We start from the raw sequence: 24,198 nt of genomic DNA on the forward strand, positions 1-24,198 counted from the left end.
GTTTATTAATACTGACTGATAAAAGTTTCGGCAGGGGATTTGCTTCATGCCCACAGACGAGACTAAGGGATTACTTATGATGTCTGACCAGATTTCCAATTAAAAATAACAGCAAAAAGAAGACAAAAGCCCCAGCTAATGTGCGGAGGAAAAGGTAGAGATAGGTTTGAAGCGACGCACTTTCTTTAGTGAAGGTGTCCCAAAGTATCCGAATGAATATTAACGGGATGATGATCACTGAAAATTTAACGGATGCTGAAAAAGATTTCGACAGAACGTTCTTCATGGATATCTCCTACCCTTAAAAAATAAAACACAATGTAACCGCTCGCATATGGAAAATAGCAAATATATTTCTGACCGTCAATTAATTGTTCTTGCTACCATATTTTGGCAATGGGCAGACTTTAACCGCATACAGTTTTCTATGGCTGTTTAACCAATGCAACGGGCTTACCAGTTGCGAATTGGTACACACGATTTTCCGTGTCCTCCTAGAAACAAAATTTCATTGTAAACTTATCTAACTCAAATACTTGAAATTGAGTTTCATATAGCGCCATAATCAGGTTGAGCAATGAAATCTTTGTAGGGAGGGGAAACATCATGGCAATATCTGCTTTTGCACTTATTTTTCTAACCATCTATGTTGGCTTGGCACAGCTTGATGCACTCTCATTGAAGATCGGATTATTTTCACCGGTGTTTGGTGGGGCGGTAACTGGTCTAGTCATGGGTGACTTGAAAACCGGCTTGATTGTCGGTGCGACTTTGCAGTTGGCAACGTTGGGGGTCGCTACTTATGGCGGCGCGACGATACCAGACTTTCTTTCCGGATCGATCATGGGCAGTGCGTTTGCCATTATGGCAGGGCGCGGGGCTGCCTATGGGATCGGGTTGGCGATTCCGATTGGCTTGCTGCTGACCCAGATGGATATTTTAGCGCGGATGACGAATACGATTTTCCAGCATCATGCGGATCGGTTGGCGGCTAAAGGCGATTATAAAGGCGTCGAGCGTAACAATCTTTATGGTATTATCCCGTGGACAGTTTCGCGGATGTTACCGGTTTTTGTCGGCTTGTTCTTTGGCTCTGCGGTGGTTAAGGCGATCAACGCTTGGATTCCGACGTGGTTGATGACCGGTTTGAAGACGGCCGGGATTATTTTACCGGCTATGGGGATTGCGATCCTGATGCGGTATCTGCCGATTAAACGATATTTTCCATACTTCATTCTCGGCTTTGTGTTAATGGCTTACTTTGCAAAGTCGTTCTCTTTGCTGGGCACGGCGTTGGTTGGCTTCGTCTTCGCGGCGTTACATGTCTTAGATGCTAACGAACGCAAGCACAATGGCAACGGTAGCAATGGCCCGAGCAAGCCAGATAATGGCGGCAGCGGTGATAGCGATGATGAGGAGGTCGAGATCGATGTCTGAGTTGAAATTAAGTAAGTTAACCAAAAAAGATCTTAAGCAGATTTTCATCCACAATGTCTTAGGACTTCAACTGGGCTGGAACTACGAAAAGATGCAAGGCTTGGGTTACGCTTATTCGGTTATGCCAGCGCTGAAACGTTTATACAAAGATGATCCGGCAAAAATGAAACAAGCCCTCAATATGGAAATGGGCTTCTTCAATACCACCCCGCAAATGGCACACTTGATTGTCGGTGCGGATGTGGCCTTGCAAGATCAATTGGGCATGAACGATGAAAATGAAAAAGCGATTACCGGTTTGAAAACAGGGTTAATGGGTCCGTTTGCCGGCGTTGGCGATACGATTTTTGTCGCGATTTATAATGCGATTATCTATTCTATTACGGCATATTTGGCCTTATCGAATCAACCGATTGGCCTGCTGATTCCTGTAATTGGCTGTTTGGTTATTTTATGGGTGCGGTGGAAGTTATTTAATGTCGGGCTGGCTCAAGGGACACGGTTGGCGACGACTTTTGCCGATAGCATGGCGACTTTCACGGAAGGTGCTTCGATTCTCGGCTTAACCGTTGTTGGTGCGATGATTCCTGCAGTTATCAATTACAAACTCGATTTAACCTATAAAGTCGGCAAAGTCACGATGAATGTGCAGGATATGCTGGATAAGATCATGCCTGCTTTGATACCGCTGGCGATTGCCTTGTTCTCTTATTGGATTTTGGGACGCAAGCATATGAACTCGACTCGGCTGATTTTTGTTTTAATCCTCATCGGCATGGTTCTCGGCAACTTAGGCGCGATTTTCGGCTGGATTGGCAGCTTAGTTTAAGGACGCTTTTCAAAAGAAGATCCGCCAGCTTGTTAAGTACTAACGTGAAACGGCGATCAGCACACATGCTGAGTTCAAACGTTATGGTGAAAGGAAGATTCGAATGACAATTGTGGCAGCACGCGTTGATGAACGGATGATTCACGGCCAGGTGGCGATGGTGTGGACCAATACGGTGGGCGCTAATCGGCTGATGGTCGTCAATGATGCGGTGGTTCGTGATGACATGGCGATTCAAGGACTGAAGATCGCCCGACCTGCAGGGAAAAAGTTGGCGATTAGCTCGGTTGCCAAGGCGATTGAAAATTTGCAAAATGGCAAGTTTGCCGCTGATCAGGTTTTCGTCATTACCCGCAATATTCCGGATATGGCGAAGTTAATTGACGGTGGCGTGCCGATCACGTCTTTTAATGTGGGTAATCTGTCTGAAAAGCCGGGGTCAAAGAAGATTAAGCCATCAGTGGCGGTGACTGCCGATGATATTGCGATTATTCGGCGCTTACTCAAGCAAGGGATTACCATTACTGCGCAGATGGTGCCCAATGAGAGTAAGACCTCGATTGCTACTTTTATTGATAAAGTCGAATGAAGGCACTTTTAGCGAAGGTACAGGCGCAATTGCCGCAATTAAGTCCGGTGAATCGCGCTTTGGCCGACTATGTGTTAACCGATGCCGAGGCCTTTATCGCTCAGACAACTGCGCAGATTGCCCGGGCTAGCGGCGTGTCGGCAGCATCGGTGATTCGGTTTGTCCGGTTGTTTGACTATCCGGACTTGCAATCATTTAAACTCGCCTTGGTGCGGGATACGCAAGCCCCTGCGCTGACGCCACTCGATCCGCTTGTTCAGGATGATGATGATTTGCCAACGATGATGCGAAAATTGAGTCAGACGGCGATTGCGGCAGTTCGCGATTTACCGGACGAGCTGGATCAAGCGGCAGTTCAAACGGCGATTACCACATTACGCCATGCGCGGCATATTTATCTTGTCGGCATGAGTGCGTCGGCGTTAGTCGCCCAGGATTTATATTTAAAACTCATTCGGGCAGGGTATCTGGCTATTTTTGACGCCGATGCGCACACGGCATTAGAGCGCGTGTATTATACAACGGCGGCTGATGCGGTGGTGGTCTTTTCCTATAGCGGGCTGACGAAAGAAGTCGTGTTGGCAGCCCAGCAAGCGCGGCGGAATCAGACACCGGTGATTGTCGTGACGCGTGCCGAGCCAAGCCCATTGCGCGATGCGGCCAGTTGTGTGATTGCCTTGCCGCCGACCGAGCCGTTGTTACGAATCGGAGCCGTGACGTCAATGTTTACGGAGACTTATGTTGCCAATATTCTTTTTCTCGGCGTGGTTCATGGCGAAATTAAGCAAACCGAACAGAATTATCGGGCAACATCACAATTAACTGGAGAGTTGAAGATTCGAGGGGATAAATATGTCAATCGCAGACTTAACAACCGAGCAACGAAATCCCGCCAGCATGCACATCGACACCATGACGACGCCGGAAATCGTGGCGCTGATTAACCATGAGGATGCCAAAATCGCCCCGGCCATCGCTACGCAAACAACCCAGATTGCCGCGGCGATCGATGAAGCCAGTCAGCGCTATAATCGCGGTGGGCGGCTGATTTACGCCGGTGCCGGTACATCCGGGCGGCTAGGGGTTTTGGATGCTGCGGAATTGGTACCAACTTATGGGATTCCACCAGAACGAGCAGTGGGCTTGATTGCCGGCGGGATGGGAGCCATGTTTAAGTCAGTTGAAGGCGCTGAGGATTCAGTTGAGCTTGCCGAACATGATCTCAGGAAGTTGAACCTGAATGCCAACGATACGGTCATTGGCATTGCGGCTTCTGGACGGACCCCTTATGCCATTGGCGCGTTGACGTATGCGCAACAAGTAAAGGCGTTAGCAATATCCGTAACCTGCGTGGCCGCCAGTTTACTTGCCAACCATGCCGATATTGCCATTGCCCCCGTGGTCGGTCCGGAAGTCATTACCGGGTCAACGCGCATGAAAGCCGGCACCGCGCAGAAAATGGTGCTGAACATGCTTTCGACTGGCGTGATGATTCGGGCGGGCAAAGTTTTTGGTAACTTAATGATTGATGTGTTGCCAACGAATGCCAAACTGGTGGATCGCGCGCAACGCATTATTGCCGAAACAACTGGTGTCGGCGCGACTCAGGCGGCATCTTTGCTAGAGGCAGCTGCACACAAGGTTCCGGTTGCGATCGTGATGGCCAAAACCGGTCTGGATGCTGCTGCGGCGACCCAAGTGCTGGCTGCTCATGATGGCGTGATTAGTGATGTTTTGACCGCTTGGGAGGCAGCGCATGGCAAAAGCGTCTGAACCGCAGTCGTTGTTGGCACCGATTACCGCAGCAATTCAGCAGCAGGCAGTTTTCGGCGTGGCGTTTAGTATGGTCGGGGCGGACGAGAATGCCGTGCATTTTTTAGGCTTTCAAGGGACCGGTGCCGACCATTTGCCACTGATGCCTCAGAATCGGTATGATCTGGCATCGTTAACCAAAGTCGTCGGCACGACAACACGCTTGCTACAATTGCTGCTGGCGGGGAAAATTCAGCTGGATCAGCCGACTGGATCGCTGGTCAGTGGATTGCGCTACCCACAACTCACCATCGAACAGCTCATGTTGCACCGCAGCGGGTTACCTGCTGACGTCCCTAACGCGCATGCACTTGATCGAGCAGGGTTGATTCAGGCCGTCAAAACGATGGCGGCAGTTGCCCCGCCAGACACCACCACCCTGTATTCTGACTTGAACTTTATATTACTAGGCTGGGCAATTGCGGCAGTGGATGGGTCACTCGCCGCCAGCTTGCATCAGCATGTTTTTGAACCTTTGGGGATGCAGGCGACCGGTTATTGTCCGCAAGCAGTGGCACCAAGCAATTTTGTGCCGACTGAAAATGTGCCAGAACGCGGTGGGGTTTTACGTGGGACGGTTCACGACCATAAAGCGTTTTTGCTTGACGGGGTTAGCGGTCACGCGGGTTTATTTTCAACGTTAGGCGATCTGACGACTTTTACCCGGCTGTTGGCTGGTTTGCCAGTGTCGCATGGTGAGAAGGTTTTACCTCCGGCGGCATTTTCGTTGCTTGAGCGTTACTGTGTTGGTGGGCGGACGTTGGGCTGGCGCTGCTGGGCTCAAGGTCGCCATCAATATTGGCACACTGGGTTCACAGGTACTTCGATTGCATTTGATCGCGATACGCAGCGTGGCTTTGTTTGTTTAACTAATCGAATTTATCCGAGTCGGACGCACCGCGCTTGGTTACACATCCGCCGGGAACTGCTGACTCAATTTTTCGGGATTGAAACTTCCTGGCCGGATTAGGTTGGGCGTTACTTGGTTGGCTCTTGGCAGGACGACCATGCGTGGGTGTATGATCGATAGTAACTTGGGTTAGTCATCACCGCTTGTCGCAAGTGATGGTGGCTGGCTTGCGATCGGAGATAATGTGAAATGGCGCATGACCACTTAATTGCACAACTTGATCAGCTGCAGCAACAGTTTGGTGAATCGCACGCTTTGTTACTTGCTGATGAGCGGCAGGTGCTTTTTGGTACGCGAACCGATGTGCTTTTCCCCGCGGCGAGTTTGATTAAGTTGGGGATTGCTGCCTATGTTAAAGCGCAGGCACAAGCCGATCCCAGTCAGTGGCAGCGGAAAGTAGTATTACCACGGCCGGTTGGCGGCGCAGGGGTACTGCGGTTCATGGCCGATTCATCCTGGTGTGTGCGCGATTTGGTGACTTTAATGTTGATGGTTTCAGATAATTTAGCGGCCAATGCTTTGTTGAAAACGTATGGGCTAACAACGGTGGGGCGATGGTTGGATCAGCAGTTTCCGGGCGCCAAATTAAACCGTGCCTTGATGCAGCCGCATACCGACAATGACAACTGGATCTCGGCCGCAGCAACGTGGCGTTTATTGCGATCCTTATTGACCCCACCGTGCCGACCAGCTGACGGTGACTGGTGTGCCCGTGCCCTGCGTCATCAACAGAATCGTACCAAGTTGCTGCTGGCACCAACCATGAAGAATTTTGTTGGCTGGACTGCGGGGAAAACTGGTGAATTGCCGAATTGCGAACACGATGCGGCTTGTTTTGCGGCTGAGGGTGAACAATTGTATGCAGTTGTTTTGACAACGTTTGATCATCAGCGTGAAGCGGCCGTGCGGTTTAATCAACAAGTTGGTGCGTTAATCGTGGATGACTTTCAGCAGCGCCGGAGTCGACTACACTGAAATATAAATTGAGTTGGCAGCGGCTTAAGCTCCGCCTGGACACAAGCGTCTTGTTCCATGACTTTGTGTGCAGGCGGGGTTTTATTTTTGTAGCAATTATTATAATATGATTAATAATTATTATGGAAAAATGAGGAAAACGAAGGAGTGCTGACAGCCTATGCAGGTAGCCCACGCAACCAGCCCGGTTCTGATTACAGATCGGGAATCCAATCTTCAAATTGGTAAAGATTTCACTAGCAACCTAATTGGCTCATTGAGTGGCGGCATGTTTTCGTTTGGGATGGGGTTGATGCTGCTGAATCAAACGCACCTGGCGATCAGTTTCGGTTTATCAACAATTGTCGGGCCGCTGGTTAGTTTGCTTCTGTTTGTTCCTATGGGCAGCATTGTTGATCGTTATCCGCATCGAAGTATTCTAATCGTAAGCAATCTGGTGCGTTTGCTGGGGCTAGGGCTGTTCGCGTGGGCGCTACCGGGGTTTTCCGGCGTGCAAAAACTTGTTCCGGTTGTTCTTTTTGCCATTATTGACTACATATGCAGTGATTTCAGCTCAACTGCCTATGCCGCTTCTGTCCATGAATTGGTTAATGAACGGAAAATTCAAAAGTTAAGCTCACTAACATCCACGGCTGGCTCCATTTCCTCGATTTTTTCACCGATGTTGGGCTTGGGACTTTACACGCTTGTTGGGTTTGAAGCCTTTATTTTCGTGGAAATGGTTTCGTCAACGGTCTCGTTTTTGATTATGCTGACGATGAAGTTTCATGTGACCAAGCGGCAGCCGACCGCGAAAAATGACGCTGCCAGTCGGCCATTGGCAATGTTTAAACAAGGTATGGCTTATGTCAAAACGCGTCCATTGGTTAAGGGGGTCATCATGGTTGGCGTGGTTTTGAATTTTAGCTTCACCAGCGTCACGGTTGGCATGCCTTTTGTCATCACGAATACGCTGCATCTGGGCAGTGCACCGATCGGGTATCTGGAAACCGGTTCTGCTATCGGGATTTTGATTGGCAGTTTGTTTATGAGTACGATCAGTGGTGAGAAACGGATTCGCCTTAAGATTCTCGGGCCGGTTTTAGCGGATTGTGTGCTTTTGATCGCATTAGGCGGCGTGTTTAATGTTGCCAAAACAGCCAGTGGCGTGACGATTCCCGGCACGATTCTGATGATAGTGCTAGGATTCTTGATCGTGATTCCTAACATTGTCATTCAGGTGGAAATCCAAAAAACGGTCCCGACTTCTTTTTTGGGCCGGGTCAATACCACGTTGATGACGATCAATAATTCGGTGACCCCGGTGGCAACCTTCTTTTATACGTTCCTGTTTCAAAACATCGCGAAGAATTACCTCGTCTTTGTATACAGCGGGATTGTGGCGTTGCTTTACATGATTGCTATCACACCGCGAATCTTGCGGGTGTTCGTTCAGGAAGGCATTGAATAGTAGTAGTGGAGATTACTTTTGTGGAAAAGCGTTGGTGAGCGGAATAGCAGTCGTTCACCAACGCTTTTTGCATGGCTATCAAGCTGAATATGGCCGCGGATGAAGCGTTAAATTGAAAAATTTCAAGCTGGAACGATACGTTTTACAGAATGCTTACATAATTAATACATCGACTTGACACTGATCTTTACAAAGGCTTGGTAGTCTCAGTGTAAGGAGTTGATGAGGAATGAGTATTCGACTAGCAAATGTGTCAAAGGATTTCGGCAACACCAAAGTACTATCCGACATTTCCGTCGAGATTGAGCCTGGCGAATTTTTTGTTATGGTTGGGCCATCTGGTTCCGGTAAAAGTACGCTGTTGCGGATGATTGCCGGTTTAACCAGTGTCACGGATGGACGGATTTATTTTAATGAACGCGATGTGACGGATTTGCCGCCAAAAGATCGCAAGCTGGCGATGGTTTTCCAAAACTATGCGCTGCTGCCATTCATGAACGTTGCTCAAAACGTCCGCTTCGGCTTGGAGAACCAGGATTTAACCGATGATGAAAAAAACAAGCGCGTGGATTGGGCGTTGGACTTGGTGCACTTGACCGATTTGCGTGATCGGAAACCAAAAGAGCTTTCTGGTGGGCAACAGCAGCGGGTGAGTCTGGCGCGTGCTTTGGCAACCAAGGCGCCGGTGGTTTTAATGGATGAGCCGTTGTCAAACCTTGATGCCCAGTTGCGAACCGAAATGCGTGAAGAAATTGCGCGGTTGCATCGTGAAATTGGCATGACCTTGATTTATGTTACCCACGATCAAGTCGAAGCGATGACCATGGGCGATCGGATTCTTGTGTTGGACGATGAAAAGATTCAGCAACTAGGCACCCCGCTGGACTTGTATAATCATCCTGCCAATGAATTTGTTGCCAAGTTTATCGGCAGCCCAGAAATGAATCTGCTGCCAATTACGGTTAGCGATGAAGGCGATCGCTTTAGCATTGGCGATACTTTCTGGACTGACAATGCGTTTGTCCTTCCGTTTGACTTGCCGGCTGGTTCCTATCATCTTGGCATTCGGCCGGAGAAGTTGGTACCGGTTTCGATTGCCAACCCGGATACCATTACAGCCAAGGTGAAGAGCTTGCAACAGCTTGGCAATGACACCTTGATTTTCTGCGACTTTGATGGCCAGTCATTGGTCAGTCGGGTACCGGAACAGTTCACCGTAGCGGTTGGCGCTGAGCTTAATTTATTACTGCCGGCTAATGCCGATGAATGGCATCTCTTTAATATTGATGACGGTGAGCGGATTGCCGTGGCGCCAGTTAAGGAGGCGGCCGCTTATGGAGCTTAATAAGGAACTTAATAAATCGACGGCCAAATCGCAAGGCAAGCTCGCCGCAACGATTCGGGAAAATAATAAGCCAGCATTCTGGTTTTTGATGCCGTCACTTTTGATCCTAACTTTATTTACCTTTTATCCCATGGTCATGACGGTGTACAACAGCCTTTTTGCAACCAACATTCGTGGCGAATCAGCTAAGTTTGTCGGACTCGGTAACTATCTTGATATTTTCAAGGATCCTTTATTCCTGAAGAGTCTGACGGGCACTTTAGTCTATGTCGTTGCCTTTGCTTTGGCGACCATCGTTCTTGGTGTTATTTTGGCACGTTTGGCAACGATGAAGTTACGCCGGATCAGTTGGTTCCAGACGGCATTTGCCGGTACGATGGGCACCAGTGCCGCCGCTGCTTCGATTCTCTGGCTGTTCTTGTTCAATCCGTCTGTTGGCCTCGCCAGTTTTGCCTTAAAAGCGCTGGGCGTCACCAATGCCAACTTGTTGGTTGATCCGACCGGTGCCATGATTGTCATCGTTTTGGCCAGCGTCTGGATGGCATTGGGTTTTGCCTTTCTGATTCTTCTGAGTGCGTTTCAAAGTGTGCCGCCAGAATACTATGAAGTTGCTGACATTGCTGGTTGGTCACAATTCAAGCAGACGCTCAAGATTACGGTTCCGATGATTTCGCCAACCCTGTTCTTCTTGTTTGTGGTTGAAATCATTGATGGGTTCAAAATGTTTGCCCAGATTGACTTAATTACAGGCGGCGGTCCTAACAATGCCACGAATTTCCTAGCATATAAGATTTATCAAGATGCCTTTGCTTTCCACAACTTTGGAACGGCCAGTGCGGAATCCATTGTGCTAACCGTCATTATTGCCTTGGCCACTTGGGTTCAATTCCATTTCACAGAACGGAAGGTGTATTACGCATGACACATGTCAAACACGGAGCACGTTATCTTTTATTGACGGTGGTTGCGGTGATACTTTTATTCCCGATTCTGTTGGGGATTTGGGCATCGTTACTACCGACAAAAGATATTGCGGCGGGGAACTTCTTATCCACCAATATCTCGCTTAATAACTATTGGCAGGCATTTGTCACCACACCGATTATTCGCTATATGATTAACTCGTTTGTGACCGCCGGATTAATCACTATCGGCCAATTAGTTTTATGTACACTTGCTGCTTATGCCTTTGCGTTTATGAACTTCCGCTACAAAAAGCAGTTGTTCTTTGCCTTTTTGATCACCATGATGTTGCCGTTTGAAGCCCAGATCATTCCTAATTTTCAGACGGTAAAAGCACTCGGCTGGCTGAACAATTATGCTGGCTTGACGATTCCATTTTTCACTTCAGCATTTGGGGTTTTCATGTTGCGTCAAGCCTTTTTGCAGATTCCAACCGACTTGGTGGACTTTGGTAAGTATCTTGGCCTTAGCCGCCTCCAGTTTCTTTGGAAAATTGCGGTGCCATATAGTCGCAGCATGTTGATCACCTTTTCCCTTTATACGTTCCTGACCCATTGGAACCAATACCTGTGGCCGTTGATTACGACTTTCTCGGATGATTTCCGGCCAGTTCAAGTCGGCTTGAAGCAGTTACAGGCGGAAGATACGTTCGCCAACTGGGGGATGGTGATGGCCACGGCGATCATTGTGTTGTTACCAACCTTGGCACTGTTGCTTATTGGCCAGAAATTCTTCAAGCGTAATTTGAATGCAGGGGGGACGAAGGGTTGAAAACCACATATAAGAAGATTATTGCGATAGTCGCAGCGATTGTTGTTATTTTCGGACTTGGCTTTTTCTTCACCCACCAACAATCGGCCAGTGCTGCTGATAACAACGGGCGCACGACCATCACGTTTTGGCACTCGATGAATGGCCCGAATGAAAAGGTTCTGGAAGGCTTAGTCGATCAATTTAACAAGAGTCAGACCAAATACACGGTTAAGCCGATTTACGCCGGCAGTTATGAATTGTCGATTATGAAATATGCCAATACGGTCGGCAGTAATGTTTCGCCTGACTTGATTCAAAGTGATCAGGCCAACCAGTCTATGATGATCGGCTTGAATTCAACGGTACCGGTACAAAAGTTCATTGATCGTGACCACTATGATTTGAGTCAATTGTATCCAGGGGTGACAGCCGCTTATAAAATCAATGGTAAGTTAGCTTCCATGCCATTTAACTCCTCCAGCTCGGTTATGTACTACAACCAGAGCCTGTTTAAAAAGTATGGTATTCCCGATTTGCCACTGTCACCGACGTATAGCGACGTGACCAAGGCAGCGGTTGCGTTGACTCAAAAGAGTAAAGGTGCGGTCAAAGGGATGACGATGCAGATCTATGGCTGGCTGCCGGAAGAGTTGGTTGCCAATCAAAATTCACTTGTCGTCAACCACGATAACGGCCGCCAAGCGATGGCAACCAGTGCCACATTGAACTCGCCGGAAATGGTCAAAAGTATGAATTGGCTGCAAGACGTGATCAAACAAAACGCCTTCCAAAACTTTGGGACCGGATCAGCAGCTGCTAACAACCAGAGCGCGGCGTTTTTGGCGCAAAAGGTCGGCATCTTCATGCAAAGTTCTGCTATGTTAGGACAGTTACAAACGAACGCCAAATTTAAATACGGCGTGACCTTCACACCGCATCCGGATGGTACCAAAGCGAATGGTGTAGCGATTGGCGGCGCAAGTCTATGGATTACTAAGGACAAACCAACCGCTGTCCAAGAAGGGGCTTGGCAGTTTATGAAGTATCTAATGACGCCTAAGTCTCAAGCAACATGGCAACTCGGCACGGGCTATTTTGCGGTTAACCAAAAAGCCAACCAAGTAAAGAGCTTGGCTGATGCAATTAAGAAAAACCCTGCTTTAGCGGTTCCGATTGAACAACTGAACCAAGGTCATATCAATGCGGCCACAGCAGGTGCGTTCTTCAGCAATATCCAAGAAGAACGGCAAAATGTTGAATTGGCTATGCAACAGATTTATGGCGGTGCCGATGTTAAGAAGGCTTTAGATGAAGCGGAAGCCGATACGAATACGGCCATTTCAAAGACCAATTCCGTCAGTGGCAACCTGCTGGACTACAAGCGTTAAGTTGCCAGTTGCATCCATATTGCCCAACGACCGTAACCCGCGTATGATCAAGATAACGTTAGACATCATTATCGCAAAGGAGCTGGTCGTGATCATGCCAAAAGTCTATTTTCTCTGTACAGGGAATGCCTGCCGCAGTCAAATGGCAGAAGGATTTGCCAAAAAATTGCTGGGGCGTCAGTGGCAGGTGAAAAGTGCCGGCATCGAAGCACACGGCCTAAATCCACTGGCGGTTAAGGTCATGGCAGAAAAAGGCATCGATATTTCGCAACAGCAATCAAAAGTGCTCAAAGAAGCCGAACTGCAGCAGGCTGATTTGATTGTGACACTCTGCGGGGATGCGCGGGATCGGTGCCCGGTGACACCGCCAACCGTTCGCCGTTTGCATTGGCCGCTGGCGGATCCAGCAGCGGCGAGTGGTTCGCAAGAAGCGGTGTTGGCGGTTTTTCGCCAAGTCCGCGATCAAATTGAAGCTCATGTGCGGGCCTTGAAAGCAGACGCCTGATATAGCTTGGCGCAGACGGTTTTTGATCAGTAAAGTATGCGAAATGGAGGCTCATGATGACAGTAGCAATTTATGGACATCGCGGTTATCCGGCGCGTTTTCCGGAGAATAGTTTGCAAGGATTCGAATATGCCTGTGAGCATGGCATCGATGGCATTGAAACCGATGTGCAGATGAGTGCGGATGGGCATCTGGTGATCATGCATGATGAACGGGTTGATCGTACAACCGATGGCACTGGCTGGATTGCGGATTTAACCCGGACGCAACTAAAAGGGATGCGGCTGGCCAATGGCGAACACATTCCATCGCTTCGGGAAGCATTGACGGTTTTAAGCCATTATGACGTGATGGTTAACATTGAGTTTAAAACCGGCAAGATCCGCTATCCGGGCATTGAGGCGCTGACGCAAGATTACGTTGAGCAGTTCAATATGCAGGATCGCGTCATCTACTCCTCATTCAATCACGACAGTATTAACGTCATTCATACCCTTGCGCCGAAAATGAAAACGGCTTGGTTAACGAGTCGGGTTCTAACCGGCGCCACCTTACCATCGTATTTGGAAGCCGTCCACATTGAACATTACAACAGCCACCTCAACAAAGCCCAGCGCGTCTGGACAGTTGATGATCCGCTGAAAATGAAACAACTGATGCGCGAACGTTACGTCACCGGGATCATTACCAATCGTTTTGAAGAAGCAATGGATATGCGCGACTTGGTGGCCAAAGAAGCTAAGGCGCCGGTTTAAAATGCAGCTCAAGGCGATGTTTAATTCACGAAATTAAAAAACTGCTTTGGAAGCAATCTTGCTTTCGAAGCAGTTTTTGATTTTTATACTCAAAATAAGAAACGCCTAAAAACACGCGCCCTGATCAATTTTGATGATGTTCATCAATCAATTTCTGTTGTAACGCTGCCAATTTCGGCGTGAGGTAAACCGGATAGAGATCCGGATTAACGAGCCGTTGCGTTGCTTCTGGTAAGTGTCCGAGTGCTGTTTGCATATGTTTTTGAATGGCAAAGACATCGGTCGTGAGCGGCTCTTGTGCTTGAGGGAAGACCGGTTTTAATAACGGTTCGGCAGTGAAATCGCGTAAGGTGACTTGCGTTTGGGTAGCCAGCGGGTTGGCATTGACCGCGGCAATTTCTGCAGGCAGGTTTTCGTCAGCCAACGCAATGACATCCGCAAAAGCCGTTTGATCATCACAGTGATACAGGCGATAAACCTGTTTATGACTTGGTAAAGTGGTCTTTTCTCGGCTAGCACTTACCTTGATTTTAGGAAGCCACTTGCCGTTTGCTTGCAATGCGGTCATTTTGTAAACACCGCTTAAAACCGGAGATGAGGCGCTGGTGATTAACTTTTCACCGATTCCAAAGTTGTCAATCGGTGCGCCTTCTTTAAGTAGGGACTGAATGACGGTTTCATCAAGCGCATTGGAAGCTGTGATTTTGGCATCGGGGAAGCCGGCGTCATCGAGCATTTTCCGGGCTTGTTTCGCTAGCTGGGTGATGTCGCCAGAGTCGATGCGGATACCAACCGGGTGATGGCCGGCTGCCTTGAGTTCCTTAAAAACGGTGATCGCATTGGGCACACCGGACTTGAGCACATCATAAGTATCGACCAGCAACGCACTGTTGTCAGGATAGACTTTAGCCCAGGCACGAAAAGCGGTGAGTTCATCGGGGAAGGCTTCGATCCAGCTGTGGGCCATTGTTCCGGCAGCCGGGATGTTGAAGCGTTGTGCAGCCAAGACGTTGGAGGTGCTGGCACAGCCGCCAATCACAGCAGCACGCGCTCCATAAACCGAGGCATCCGGTCCTTGCGCGCGGCGGGCACCAAATTCCATAACCGGCCGTCCTTCAGCCGCAGCCGTGATGCGCCGGGCTTTGGTTGCAATGAGTGACTGGTGATTGACGATGTTGAGCAGCAGCGTTTCCAGCAACTGGACCTGCATCAGCGGCCCTTGCACCGTTAACAGCGGCTCACGCGGAAAGACGGGTGTGCCTTCTGGTAAAGCCGTCACCGTGCAAGCTAACTTCATCGTTTTTAAATAGTCTAAAAATGTATCCGAATAAAGTTTCAACGAACGCAAATATTTGATATCTGCATCCTCGAAGTGAAAGTCGCGTAACGCTTCAACAACTTGTTGTAACCCAGCGGCAATAACAAAACTGCCATGATCCGGGACATTGCGATAGAAAATATCGAAAACGGCCTGGTCTTCATGCGGTAAGGTCGCACAATACCCATTGGCCATGGAAAATTCATAGAGATCCGTCAACATTGCTTGATTCATATTCATCTTTAAAAGCCTTCTTTATCAGTCCGTGGTTAATTAATCCGTTACTTCGGCGCCCAAAACATGTGCAAAGTGGTCCAGCGCCCAGTCCTGGCCAGCTGGCGTCAAAGCCGCAACTGCATTTTTATGGACGACAATTTGATAGTTGAGATTGTAAGCATCAACTGCCGTATGCAAAACGCAGATATCGGTGCAGACGCCGACTAAATGAACGGTGTCGATTTTGCGTTCACGTAGGCGCAGATCCAGCGGCGTTCCGGCAAACGCGGAGTAGCGGGTTTTATCAAACATGTTCACCCGTTCTTCATCTTTATGGGCCGCATACCAAGGCGCAAGCGAACCAAAGAACGCCCGCCCCCAAGTCCCGCGAACATTATGCGGCGGGAACAGTTTGCTTTCGGGATGATACGGATCGTGCGGTGTATGCACATCGGTTGGCAAGTATACCCAGCCATCTTGTTGCAAAAATTCATCAGCCAAAGCGACAATGTGAGGGGCCAACACTTGCCCAGCCGCGCCACAGGTCAAAGCACCTTTATCGGCAACAAAGTCATTAGTATAGTCAATAATGAGCAATGCTTCATTTGAATGAGCCATTATTGAGGCTTCCTTTCTAATTAAAGTAAAATTTACTTAAACTCACGTAGTATAAAAGTACATTAGACTTTTATTTGTTGTCTACGATACGCGGGTTCCGGGTATTTTTCAACTAGGCAAGTTTAAACAATTTAGGCGGACGGCCACTGCGCGTGCGATCATGGGCAGTGCCGACTTCAACAAAAAGATGCTGGTGCGTCTTTTTAAAGTTAGAGTTGTCAATGGCGGCCGCGGTCGTATTGAGAAAAGGCGCGTAAACTTCACGTGCTTCTTTTAAGGTGAAGGTGTGGCCGAGTACTTGCAAAATGCTGGGTTGATAATCAAGTTTATTGCGGATCCGGCGAATAGCGACACCTAGAATCCGCGCATGATCAAAAGCCAGATGCGCCGCCTGTTGATCTAACTGAAACGTGAGCGCACCATTTTGTAACTGATAATCGTTGGCAGTGGCGCTAAAAGCAAACCACCGCGCATCGGTTGCGCCATAACCGGGCCGTAACTTAGGCATCGTCGGCAGATATGTCATGTAAGTCAGCGCCAAAGCCCGCTCGCCGGGTGTGCGGGCCGGGTCCGTAAACGTGGCTAACTGCTCCGTGGATCCGCGATTGACATGCACGCCGATTTTATCGCGAATCAGCCTGATCGCCGCTGCATCAGCACTTTCGCGCACACGCAAAGTCGTTTCCGGTAGGGCCCAGTAGCCGGCGTAAGGATCATCCGCGCGATGAATCAACAAGATCTGCAACTGCCGGGTGGTACGCGAAAAGCTCCAGATAACGTTGGTAATGGTGATCAAAGGATGGGCAATAAATTCATCCGCCATAGCATCAATCTTCCTTTTTGTGGATAGGGTATGTACGGAGTTGATTATAGCAAAACGTGGTCGGGTTGGCTTGAGGCTGATGCATATAGGTTGGGGCGACTCTTCTTGCTAATCTCAAAAAATGGTTTTCGATAGATGGATTTTGTTTGACGGCAAGCTTGATTGTCAGGTAAAATAAAGAAGGTGAAAAGAGGCCACCGGGGTGCGACCCGATGACCTCGACGCGAGTTAGAAAGACTGGTGGTAGAAGCTAGCCGTTACGGTTAGCTTCTTTTAGTATCTTGGTTGCCTTGGCGTAAATCAAGTACGCCTGGGCTAAAACCAAGATGGCCAACGCTATTTCTAGCGTAACCCAACCCTCCGATCTTTCCTCTTAGCATGGCGATCACCTCCGGAAGTTAGAATGGTGAGGGGTGCGTGCCTTGCTAAATCGCTGCCGCTGAGTTATGACGTTTACCGTCTTAACTTGGCGGTGTTTTTGTATATATGATCATTAAACACATTGAAATGATAATGGGAGTTCTTTTTGAAATATTTTTAATTGGCATTAATCATGTTTTGATGCTATTGAGTATCACCATTTTATACCTTTAACTAAGGAACGCAAACTGAATCAGAGGCTACCAAGTTTCTGGACTTTTGCGCTTATCAAAACTGGTCCGGTGGTCAACATTTTAGTGATGGTGTACTATGTGAATGAAATGAGTTCAGTTCTCATTCGTATAAAATTAATAATTAAGCGCTACTAGTATAACTCTTGTTCTTAATTGTGCACCGGCAAAGCTTCGGGAAACTCGATGGCGTCAATATCTAGTTCACAACCCTAACAATAATTTAGTTTATATTTTCTGAAAAATATTTCCAGAAAATAGATTTTCGCCACTTTTAGACAATATTTTGTGGTTGAAGTAAACAAATGAATGCGGTTACAATCCCCTTGAGTGGTACCGACCACGTGGAGGAGCCACAACAATTTTTAGGGGGAGTTTGTCGATGCACAATGGAATGAAGACAGTGAAGGATCGGCCTCGGGTGCCGCGTTCACTGTTATATAGCAGCGCAGTTTTATCATTGACTGCGACTGTCGTGTATGTCAGTAGTACGGTTCCGGTAACGGCAGCTAAGGGATCCGAACCGGCTAAAAGTAGCGCGGTGAAGAAGGCCAGTACAAGCATGCTCAACATTGTGAATGTCACCAAACAAACGCATTATTTTGAAGTTACTTACTCCAACAACCTGAAGGCACGGGTGTTTATATTAGCGAACAATCAATTTCGCTTTTATGCTGATCCTTCAGGTAAGTTTGCTGCGCCTGCCCAATCGGAAAAAGGGCTTAACGCAAAAATTTTTACCAAGGAAATTGATGCATCGGCAGCTAAGGCGTTTGCGGCTGCTACGCTTGATCATAACGGTGATGGGTGGACGATCAAGACCGATGCGATTGCCATTGGATTTAATCAAGCAAATGCAACTCTGCAGGTTTCCCAGGGCTCAAAGGTGGTCATGGCCGAGAGTCAGCCGTTAGAAATTACCAACGATCATGCGACACAAGTGTTAAAACGTGGCACTGACCAGTTTTTTGGCGGTGGCACGCAAAATGGTAATTTCACGCTAACAGGTAAAAATGTCAAGATTGAAAACACGGGTAATTGGGTTGATGGCGGGGTGGCGTCACCGAATCCATTTTATTGGTCAACCGCTGGCTATGGCGTGGTGCGGAACACGTTTAAGCTGGGTAACTATGACTTTGGGGCTAGCGATGACGGCCAAGTAAAGACCACGCATCAGGAAAATCGGTTTGATGCAGTTTACTTTTTCGATGCGAAACCCTATGACTTATTGAAAGATTATTACGACTTGACGGGTGCACCGGCGATGATGCCGCGTTATGGCCTGTATGAAGCACACTTGAATGCCTATAACCGTGACACTTGGGTTCCGGTACCTGAAGGAACAAGCGGTGCGATTAAGTTTGAAGACGGCAAATATTATAAAGAATATCAGCCTGGGAAAATTCCTGCTGGCCAAAGTGGTATCAAAGAATCGTTGAACGGGGAGCTGAATAATTATCAATTTAGTGCTCGCGCCGTTATTGATCGGTATCAGAAAAATGATATGCCGCTGGGATGGTTTTTGCCAAACGATGGTTATGGTGCAGGCTATGGGCAGACCGATACTTTAGCAGGCAACTTGCAAAATCTTAAGTCGTTTGCGGATTATGCGGATCAGCATGGCGTTGCAACCGGGCTGTGGACGCAACAAAACTTGTCGCCAGTTGATCCGGCCAATCCGAAACCGGATGATCGTGATTTTGCCAAGGAAGTTGCCATTGGTGTCAAGGCCCTGAAAACTGACGTGGCCTGGGTCGGGTCCGGGTATTCTTTTGGCTTAGATGGTCTGGCTAAAGCTGATGCGATGATGACGCAGGTCAAAGGCGATTCGTTGCGGCCGTTTGCGATTACGCTTGATGGCTGGGCCGGGACGCAGCGGTATGCCGGCGTGTGGACGGGTGATCAAACCGGTGGCCAGTGGGAATACATTCGCTTTCATATTCCAACGTATATCGGGACCGGTTTATCCGGACAGCCGTATGTAGGTTCCGATATGGACGGAATTTTTGGCGGCGGTAATCCGATCGTCAACACCCGCGATTTTCAGTGGAAAGCCTTCACGCCGATCCAGCTTAACATGGACGGCTGGGGTGCCAATCCCAAAACGCCATTCTCGTTTGATCAGCAAACAACGGCGATCAATCGTGCTTACAACAAGCAAAAGACCATGCTGATGCCTTACAACTACACGGCGTCTGCGCAAAGTGTCTTTGATGGTAAGCCAATGGTGCGCGGTCTGTTCCTTGATTATCCGAACATTCCTGAGGCATATACCGATCTGGTCAAGTACGAATACCTCTGGGGCGATAACTTCCTTGTTGCGCCGATTTACCAAAACACGGCGGCTGATGAAAAGGGAAACGATGTACGTAACGGCATTTACCTCCCTGACAAGCAGCAAGTTTGGATCGATTATTACACCGGCAAGGAATATCGTGGCGGTCAGGTCTTAAACAACTTCGAAGCGCCGATTTGGAAGTTGCCGGTTTTCGTTAAAAAAGGCGCCGTGATTCCAACCACGCCCGCACACAATACGCCCAAAGCATTTGACCAAACCAAGCGGCAGTTTCAGATTTTCCCGGCGAGTGGCAAAAACGATTTTACGGTTTACGAAGATGACGGCATTTCGAAAAAGTATCTAAAAGGTGCGCATGCCCAAACCAAGGTTACCAGCGAATTGCAAAAGGATCAGTTGACCGTGAACGTTGATCCTCTGACAGGTGATTACAGCGGCTTAAATCCAGATCGAGCCACTGAATTTGCCATTCGAACGAGCGGCAAGCCGGCTAAAGTTACGGCCAGTGTTGGCGGACAAACGGTTAAACTGACCGCCGTCGATAACCTCAAAGACTTTACTGCAGGCGAAAATGTTTATTTTGTTAATAAACAATATCATACGAATGATTTCTTGGATCAACTTGCAGATAAGTCGATTGACCAGAACTTTTTACAAGTTAAGCTGGGAAAAACCAATGTTAAAAGCAATGCGATCAAGCTCACCGTGGACGGTATCAATGCTACTGATGATCCAACCACTGAAGCATTACCCGAGAGCGATGAAGTAGCAGTGCCGACCGAGATCAAGCAAAATGATCAGACCACGACCGATACAACTGTGGGCATTGACTGGAAGCCGGTGAAGGACGCGACAAGTTATGACGTCAAGGCAGATGGCGTTGTTTACCGCAATCTGACCAAGCCGGAATTTCTGCTAACGCCGGTGAAGAGCCAAACCAAGCACACGTTCCAGGTACGCGCAGCAACGGCCAAAGCGGTTTCTAAGTGGAGTAACGAGCAGACTTTCAGTTCCAAAGATAATCCGCTGCGGCTTGCCGTCAAAATGAGCAATCCGCAAGTCACATCACCGATTACCGGTGTCGCTACTTGGCAAGGAAAAGACACCGCGGCTCATCTTTTTGATCAGGATCTGACTACGATGGCGCACAGCAACTGGTTCACCACGCCGCCTAAGCAATCAGCAACACCGATGACGATTACCACGGAACTTGATGGCGTTTACGACTTGGATCATGTGACTTATGTTCCGCGTGAAGACGGCGGTAACGGTACTTTGTCAGCATTGAAAGTCGAAACCAGCCTTGATGGGATTCACTGGCATCAAGCAGGTGAAGGCAAAGGTTGGACGTGGGATGGCAAAGACAAGACAATCACTTTTGACAAAAATGAAAAAGCCCAATATGTCCGCTTTGTGATCCCTAAAGGCACAAGCCGCGGCGATTTTGTTTCAGGACGGGAATTGCTGCTGTTTAAACGGGATGGCTCAAGCAAAGCGGTGTTGGGTGATATTACCAATGACGGACGGGTGAATGAAGACGATCAAACGTCGCTTATGAACTACGCGGGCTTAACGGCCAACATTGACAGTGATTTCAACGGTTATGTTCAAAACGGCGACCTGAATCGCAATGGGGTCATTGACGCTTTTGACATCAACTATGTCATGACCAAGCTAGGCAAAACGCCGGTGACGAAGCCGGATGAACAAGCACCAGCCGGAACTTTGGCACTTGAAGCTGAAAAGCAAACGTATCTGCCGGGAGAAACGATCACCTTGAATCTGCTTGGCAAGGATCTAGCCAACGTCAACAGCCTCTTTGCCCGGGTACCGCTCACGAATCCGAATGTCGAGTTAGTCAAAGTTGAACCGACCCAAGCGACAGCCCAGATGGTTAACTTCAGCAAGACGCGAACGCATGGTGATAACAGTCGCGATCTCTATCTGATTTTTGCCAATGAAGGCCAGCAGAAGCGCTTGTCAGGCGATCAAAAGTTAGCGACCATCACGTTGCGAGCCAAAACCCGCATGACGAAAGCGGCACTCAGCTTTGCGTTAAGTGATCCAATGTTAACCAATCAGTGGGGTCCGGAAAACTTGCCGCAAGTACCGGCACCGATCACCATTTTGCCAGCGGATACGAGCGCGCTGGATCAGGCTAAAGCACAATTAACCGCCTTAATTGATGGCATTAACGCACTCGATCCGAAGTTGTTTACCACAGTTAGTTGGCAGGCGGTTGCAGCTCAACGCGATAAAGCGAGCCAAGTTCTCAACGTTGATAACGTAACGGTTGATGCGCTCAATCAAGCTTATGCGGACCTGAAGCACGCTTTGGGCAAACTCGAGGCTGACCGCGGCGTGACTCAGGATCAGTTGAAAAAGTTAATCGAAGCTGCTGAAGCGTTAAAAGCTGACCAGTATACGGCGGAGAGTTTTGCAAAATTGACGGATGCTGTTGCTACAGCCAAACCAGTCTCTGCCGATGCAAATGCAACCCAAGCGCAAATTCAAGCGGCCATCCAGGCAATTAGCAATGCGTGGTTTGCACTGGAAGTGAAGCAACAACCGCAAGCCACGGCGCTAGAACAATGGGTTAAAGTAGCGGCCAACCTAAATGCTGCCGACTACACGCCAAACAGCTTTACCCAACTCACAACCGTTTTGGATGAAGCGAAAAAGGCACTAACGGATCCAACAACGTCTGCGGCGACACAGCAAAAGTTGGCCGATCAACTTCAGGGAGCCATTGACGCTTTGGTACCACGGGCCGATAAACAATCACTCGCTGCACTTGTCAAAGCGACAGAAAAACTGAAAGCTAGCGACTATACCGCAAGTTCCTATGCCAAACTGCAAACAGCTTTAAAACCGGCACGTTTGGTTCTGAATGATCCCAATGCTGCTCAAGCTGAAGTTGGAAAACAGGCCGATGCCTTAATGGCGGCAATGCTACAACTTGAAAAGCAACCGGACAAAACCGAGCTTGTCAGCTTGATCACCAAAGCAGCCGAGTTTAAAGCGGAGACATACACTGATGTCAGTTTTGCCGACTTGCAAACAGCTTTGGCCCAAGCGCGGGCGGTTAACAAGGATTCAGAAGCAGCGGTGGCTAAGGTTGAAGCCGCAGTTGCCAACCTTAAAGCCGCCATTGATCACCTGGTAAAGGCGGCACCAACGCCAGAGCCGGGTAAGGATCCTGGCAATCCACCAGTGCCAACGCCGGAACCGGGCATACCGCCAAAAGACAAGACTCCACAACCGCATGCGGGTTTCAACGGCGAATCGGCAGACACGCACAAGTCAACTAAGGATCGCGATCAGATGCCGAATGCCGGTGATCGGGCTCAACCGGTGTTAGCTGTTCTCGGCGCAACTTTAATCGGACTGCTAGGTTACGTCAAATTGCGTCAACATCACAAGAATAACGATTAAGACGTTGCCATTTAGGCCAATAAAAGGTTGACACCGCAAATCACGGTGCCAGCCTTTTTCTTTGTGACTGTGGTTAGGAGTCGAAGCAGAAGCAGACAATCCGTGGTCACTTGCGATCTTAACGCTTATGCGTAGAAACGGACGAAGGCTCCAAGGGTTCTGATGCAAATGATATTATGATAATCTAATGATAGAAACAGATTTCCACGACCGTTATTTAAACGTTCCTGAATAATCGTAAAATGGTTTAAAACCTTGATATATCAAGTGTGCTAGCAAGTGTAGCTAGGCTTTTCGTACAGGAGCCGTGTATGTTTAGAGGGGGAGCAGAATGACCACTTCGGTTTTAGGCAATCACTTAAAGGCGTTACGACTGACAAGACAGCTTACGCAAGCGCAAGTTGCCCACCAGCTTTTCGTTTCGCGAAAAACCGTTTCAACGTGGGAAACCGGCCGACATCAGCCAGATTTGCAAACGGTTTGTCAGCTAGCTGATTTTTACCAAATAACCGTTGACGAATTGCTGAGGCCAGTCCCATCCAAAGCCACCAAGAAAACCTCGGCGCGACCAGTCACTTTTCTGGGACCGGCGCTTGCGATCATGATTATTGGCCGCTTGGGTTATGTTGCGCGACCGGAAATGTTATTGCTGACAGACTTTGTACTCGGCTTTTTGGGAGGTCTCTTACTAAGCTGGTGGCAGCAATGGTTAAAGCCGCAAGTCTTACATGGTCTATGCGTTTTTCTGGCAGCTGTGCTGTTCAGTCTGGCGTGGCAAAATCTATTCGCCATGGCGTTTGGGTTGCAACTTGTTTACATGGCAACTGCGATGACATTACTGCTTCCCTTAATCGGCGCTAGTTTGCAAAAACTGGACCGTACTTTCAAAACCTTGAGATAAAAGGGGGCAATAGCTTTGAAACATAAGGGACTCTGGATCACGAATATCGTTTTGGCAATCGCTATCAGCGGTATCGGCATCAGGATCTTGATGAGACGCGTGGATGGTGCCGGCCATGTTGAGACCGCGGCATCACGTTTAGCGGCATTAGCCGTGCTGGTCGTTTTCATTTTGATTATTGCAATTGTGGAAGGCATATACTTGTTGATCAGCAGACGCCACGGATGATTGTCAGAAGCATGAACTTAAAAAGATTGCCGGTCGTGTAT

At 48.5% G+C, this 24,198-nt stretch carries 20 protein-coding genes; 17 read left to right on the forward strand and 3 right to left on the reverse strand.

The window, feature by feature from the left end; all coding sequences use genetic code 11:
• Positions 1-606: 606 nt before the first annotated feature.
• The 14 genes from ACWP87_RS04800 (at position 607) to ACWP87_RS04865 (ending at position 13,711) form a co-directional block, all read left to right on the forward strand.
• Entirely contained in the window at positions 607-1,437 is an 831-nt protein-coding gene (locus tag ACWP87_RS04800) for a PTS mannose/fructose/sorbose/N-acetylgalactosamine transporter subunit IIC (protein WP_005684971.1), read from the forward strand.
• The gene (locus tag ACWP87_RS04805) at positions 1,430-2,266 is read left to right on the forward strand and encodes a PTS system mannose/fructose/sorbose family transporter subunit IID (RefSeq protein WP_005684970.1); all 837 of its coding nucleotides are present in this window, start codon (positions 1,430-1,432) and stop codon (positions 2,264-2,266) included. The genes ACWP87_RS04800 and ACWP87_RS04805 overlap by 8 nt, the downstream gene beginning before the upstream one ends.
• 103 nt (positions 2,267-2,369) lie before the next feature.
• The gene (locus ACWP87_RS04810; RefSeq protein WP_005684969.1) at positions 2,370-2,855 is read left to right on the forward strand and encodes a PTS sugar transporter subunit IIB; all 486 of its coding nucleotides are present in this window, start codon (positions 2,370-2,372) and stop codon (positions 2,853-2,855) included.
• On the forward strand, positions 2,852-3,799 hold the full coding sequence (locus ACWP87_RS04815; protein ID WP_005684968.1) for a MurR/RpiR family transcriptional regulator: 948 nt from the start codon (positions 2,852-2,854) through the stop codon (positions 3,797-3,799). The genes ACWP87_RS04810 and ACWP87_RS04815 overlap by 4 nt, the downstream gene beginning before the upstream one ends.
• Positions 3,708-4,628, forward strand: a complete 921-nt coding sequence (gene murQ / locus ACWP87_RS04820; protein ID WP_015765095.1) for an N-acetylmuramic acid 6-phosphate etherase — start codon at positions 3,708-3,710, stop codon at positions 4,626-4,628. Before ACWP87_RS04815 ends, murQ begins: the two co-directional genes overlap by 92 nt.
• Positions 4,612-5,637, forward strand: coding sequence for a serine hydrolase domain-containing protein (locus ACWP87_RS04825; RefSeq protein ID WP_005684965.1), 1,026 nt, complete (start codon positions 4,612-4,614; stop codon positions 5,635-5,637). The genes murQ and ACWP87_RS04825 overlap by 17 nt, the downstream gene beginning before the upstream one ends.
• A gap of 129 nt (positions 5,638-5,766) precedes the next feature.
• Complete coding sequence (locus ACWP87_RS04830; RefSeq protein WP_005684963.1) at positions 5,767-6,552, forward strand: serine hydrolase; 786 nt, start codon at positions 5,767-5,769, stop codon at positions 6,550-6,552.
• A gap of 160 nt (positions 6,553-6,712) precedes the next feature.
• Positions 6,713-8,002, forward strand: coding sequence for an MFS transporter (locus tag ACWP87_RS04835; protein WP_005684962.1), 1,290 nt, complete (start codon positions 6,713-6,715; stop codon positions 8,000-8,002).
• 229 nt (positions 8,003-8,231) lie between these two features.
• The gene (locus ACWP87_RS04840; protein WP_005684961.1) at positions 8,232-9,347 is read left to right on the forward strand and encodes an ABC transporter ATP-binding protein; all 1,116 of its coding nucleotides are present in this window, start codon (positions 8,232-8,234) and stop codon (positions 9,345-9,347) included.
• Positions 9,337-10,269: a carbohydrate ABC transporter permease gene (locus ACWP87_RS04845; RefSeq protein ID WP_005684960.1), complete on the forward strand. Its 933-nt coding sequence runs from the start codon at positions 9,337-9,339 to the stop codon at positions 10,267-10,269. Before ACWP87_RS04840 ends, ACWP87_RS04845 begins: the two co-directional genes overlap by 11 nt.
• The gene (locus ACWP87_RS04850; RefSeq protein WP_005684959.1) at positions 10,266-11,081 is read left to right on the forward strand and encodes a carbohydrate ABC transporter permease; all 816 of its coding nucleotides are present in this window, start codon (positions 10,266-10,268) and stop codon (positions 11,079-11,081) included. Before ACWP87_RS04845 ends, ACWP87_RS04850 begins: the two co-directional genes overlap by 4 nt.
• Complete coding sequence (locus ACWP87_RS04855; protein ID WP_005684956.1) at positions 11,078-12,451, forward strand: ABC transporter substrate-binding protein; 1,374 nt, start codon at positions 11,078-11,080, stop codon at positions 12,449-12,451. The genes ACWP87_RS04850 and ACWP87_RS04855 overlap by 4 nt, the downstream gene beginning before the upstream one ends.
• 94 nt (positions 12,452-12,545) lie before the next feature.
• Positions 12,546-12,956 carry an arsenate reductase (thioredoxin) gene (gene arsC, locus ACWP87_RS04860; RefSeq protein ID WP_005684955.1) on the forward strand — a complete coding sequence of 137 codons (411 nt, stop codon included), beginning with the start codon at positions 12,546-12,548 and terminating at the stop codon, positions 12,954-12,956.
• A gap of 56 nt (positions 12,957-13,012) precedes the next feature.
• Positions 13,013-13,711: a glycerophosphodiester phosphodiesterase family protein gene (locus ACWP87_RS04865; protein ID WP_005684954.1), complete on the forward strand. Its 699-nt coding sequence runs from the start codon at positions 13,013-13,015 to the stop codon at positions 13,709-13,711.
• Between the two features lie 124 nt (positions 13,712-13,835).
• On the opposite strand, the gene ACWP87_RS04870 is transcribed toward ACWP87_RS04865, so the two are convergent.
• From ACWP87_RS04870 to ACWP87_RS04880, 3 genes are all read right to left on the reverse strand, one after another.
• On the reverse strand, positions 13,836-15,269 hold the full coding sequence (locus tag ACWP87_RS04870) for a nicotinate phosphoribosyltransferase (RefSeq protein WP_005684953.1): 1,434 nt from the start codon (positions 15,267-15,269) through the stop codon (positions 13,836-13,838).
• A 33-nt stretch (positions 15,270-15,302) separates the two neighbouring features.
• Positions 15,303-15,863, reverse strand: coding sequence for a cysteine hydrolase family protein (locus ACWP87_RS04875; RefSeq protein WP_005684952.1), 561 nt, complete (start codon positions 15,861-15,863; stop codon positions 15,303-15,305).
• 112 nt (positions 15,864-15,975) lie between these two features.
• Positions 15,976-16,686 (reverse strand): NUDIX hydrolase, encoded by a 711-nt coding sequence (locus tag ACWP87_RS04880; RefSeq protein ID WP_005684951.1) that lies wholly within the window; start codon positions 16,684-16,686, stop codon positions 15,976-15,978.
• A gap of 993 nt (positions 16,687-17,679) precedes the next feature.
• On the opposite strand from ACWP87_RS04880, the gene ACWP87_RS04885 reads away from it, so the two are divergent.
• The 3 genes from ACWP87_RS04885 to ACWP87_RS04895 all read left to right on the forward strand — a co-directional run bounded on the left by ACWP87_RS04885 (position 17,680) and on the right by ACWP87_RS04895 (position 24,157).
• Positions 17,680-23,028 carry a TIM-barrel domain-containing protein gene (locus ACWP87_RS04885; protein WP_014570182.1) on the forward strand — a complete coding sequence of 1,783 codons (5,349 nt, stop codon included), beginning with the start codon at positions 17,680-17,682 and terminating at the stop codon, positions 23,026-23,028.
• Between the two features lie 331 nt (positions 23,029-23,359).
• Positions 23,360-23,929 (forward strand): helix-turn-helix transcriptional regulator, encoded by a 570-nt coding sequence (locus tag ACWP87_RS04890; RefSeq protein ID WP_005684946.1) that lies wholly within the window; start codon positions 23,360-23,362, stop codon positions 23,927-23,929.
• Positions 23,930-23,944: 15 nt separating this feature from the next.
• Positions 23,945-24,157, forward strand: a complete 213-nt coding sequence (locus ACWP87_RS04895) for a DUF3923 family protein (protein WP_005684945.1) — start codon at positions 23,945-23,947, stop codon at positions 24,155-24,157.
• Positions 24,158-24,198: the final 41 nt, after the last annotated feature.

It is taken from the genome of Lacticaseibacillus sp. 22, assembly GCF_055413445.1.

Coding starts and splice junctions, on each gene's coding strand:
- ACWP87_RS04800 (WP_005684971.1), top strand. CDS start 607: ATGGCAATATCTGCTTTTGCACTTATTTTTCTAACCATCTATGTTGGC.
- ACWP87_RS04805 (WP_005684970.1), top strand. CDS start 1,430: ATGTCTGAGTTGAAATTAAGTAAGTTAACCAAAAAAGATCTTAAGCAG.
- ACWP87_RS04810 (WP_005684969.1), top strand. CDS start 2,370: ATGACAATTGTGGCAGCACGCGTTGATGAACGGATGATTCACGGCCAG.
- ACWP87_RS04815 (WP_005684968.1), top strand. CDS start 2,852: ATGAAGGCACTTTTAGCGAAGGTACAGGCGCAATTGCCGCAATTAAGT.
- murQ (WP_015765095.1), top strand. CDS start 3,708: ATGTCAATCGCAGACTTAACAACCGAGCAACGAAATCCCGCCAGCATG.
- ACWP87_RS04825 (WP_005684965.1), top strand. CDS start 4,612: ATGGCAAAAGCGTCTGAACCGCAGTCGTTGTTGGCACCGATTACCGCA.
- ACWP87_RS04830 (WP_005684963.1), top strand. CDS start 5,767: ATGGCGCATGACCACTTAATTGCACAACTTGATCAGCTGCAGCAACAG.
- ACWP87_RS04835 (WP_005684962.1), top strand. CDS start 6,713: ATGCAGGTAGCCCACGCAACCAGCCCGGTTCTGATTACAGATCGGGAA.
- ACWP87_RS04840 (WP_005684961.1), top strand. CDS start 8,232: ATGAGTATTCGACTAGCAAATGTGTCAAAGGATTTCGGCAACACCAAA.
- ACWP87_RS04845 (WP_005684960.1), top strand. CDS start 9,337: ATGGAGCTTAATAAGGAACTTAATAAATCGACGGCCAAATCGCAAGGC.
- ACWP87_RS04850 (WP_005684959.1), top strand. CDS start 10,266: ATGACACATGTCAAACACGGAGCACGTTATCTTTTATTGACGGTGGTT.
- arsC (WP_005684955.1), top strand. CDS start 12,546: ATGCCAAAAGTCTATTTTCTCTGTACAGGGAATGCCTGCCGCAGTCAA.
- ACWP87_RS04865 (WP_005684954.1), top strand. CDS start 13,013: ATGACAGTAGCAATTTATGGACATCGCGGTTATCCGGCGCGTTTTCCG.
- ACWP87_RS04870 (WP_005684953.1), bottom strand. CDS start 15,269: ATGAATATGAATCAAGCAATGTTGACGGATCTCTATGAATTTTCCATG.
- ACWP87_RS04875 (WP_005684952.1), bottom strand. CDS start 15,863: ATGGCTCATTCAAATGAAGCATTGCTCATTATTGACTATACTAATGAC.
- ACWP87_RS04880 (WP_005684951.1), bottom strand. CDS start 16,686: ATGGCGGATGAATTTATTGCCCATCCTTTGATCACCATTACCAACGTT.
- ACWP87_RS04885 (WP_014570182.1), top strand. CDS start 17,680: ATGCACAATGGAATGAAGACAGTGAAGGATCGGCCTCGGGTGCCGCGT.
- ACWP87_RS04890 (WP_005684946.1), top strand. CDS start 23,360: ATGACCACTTCGGTTTTAGGCAATCACTTAAAGGCGTTACGACTGACA.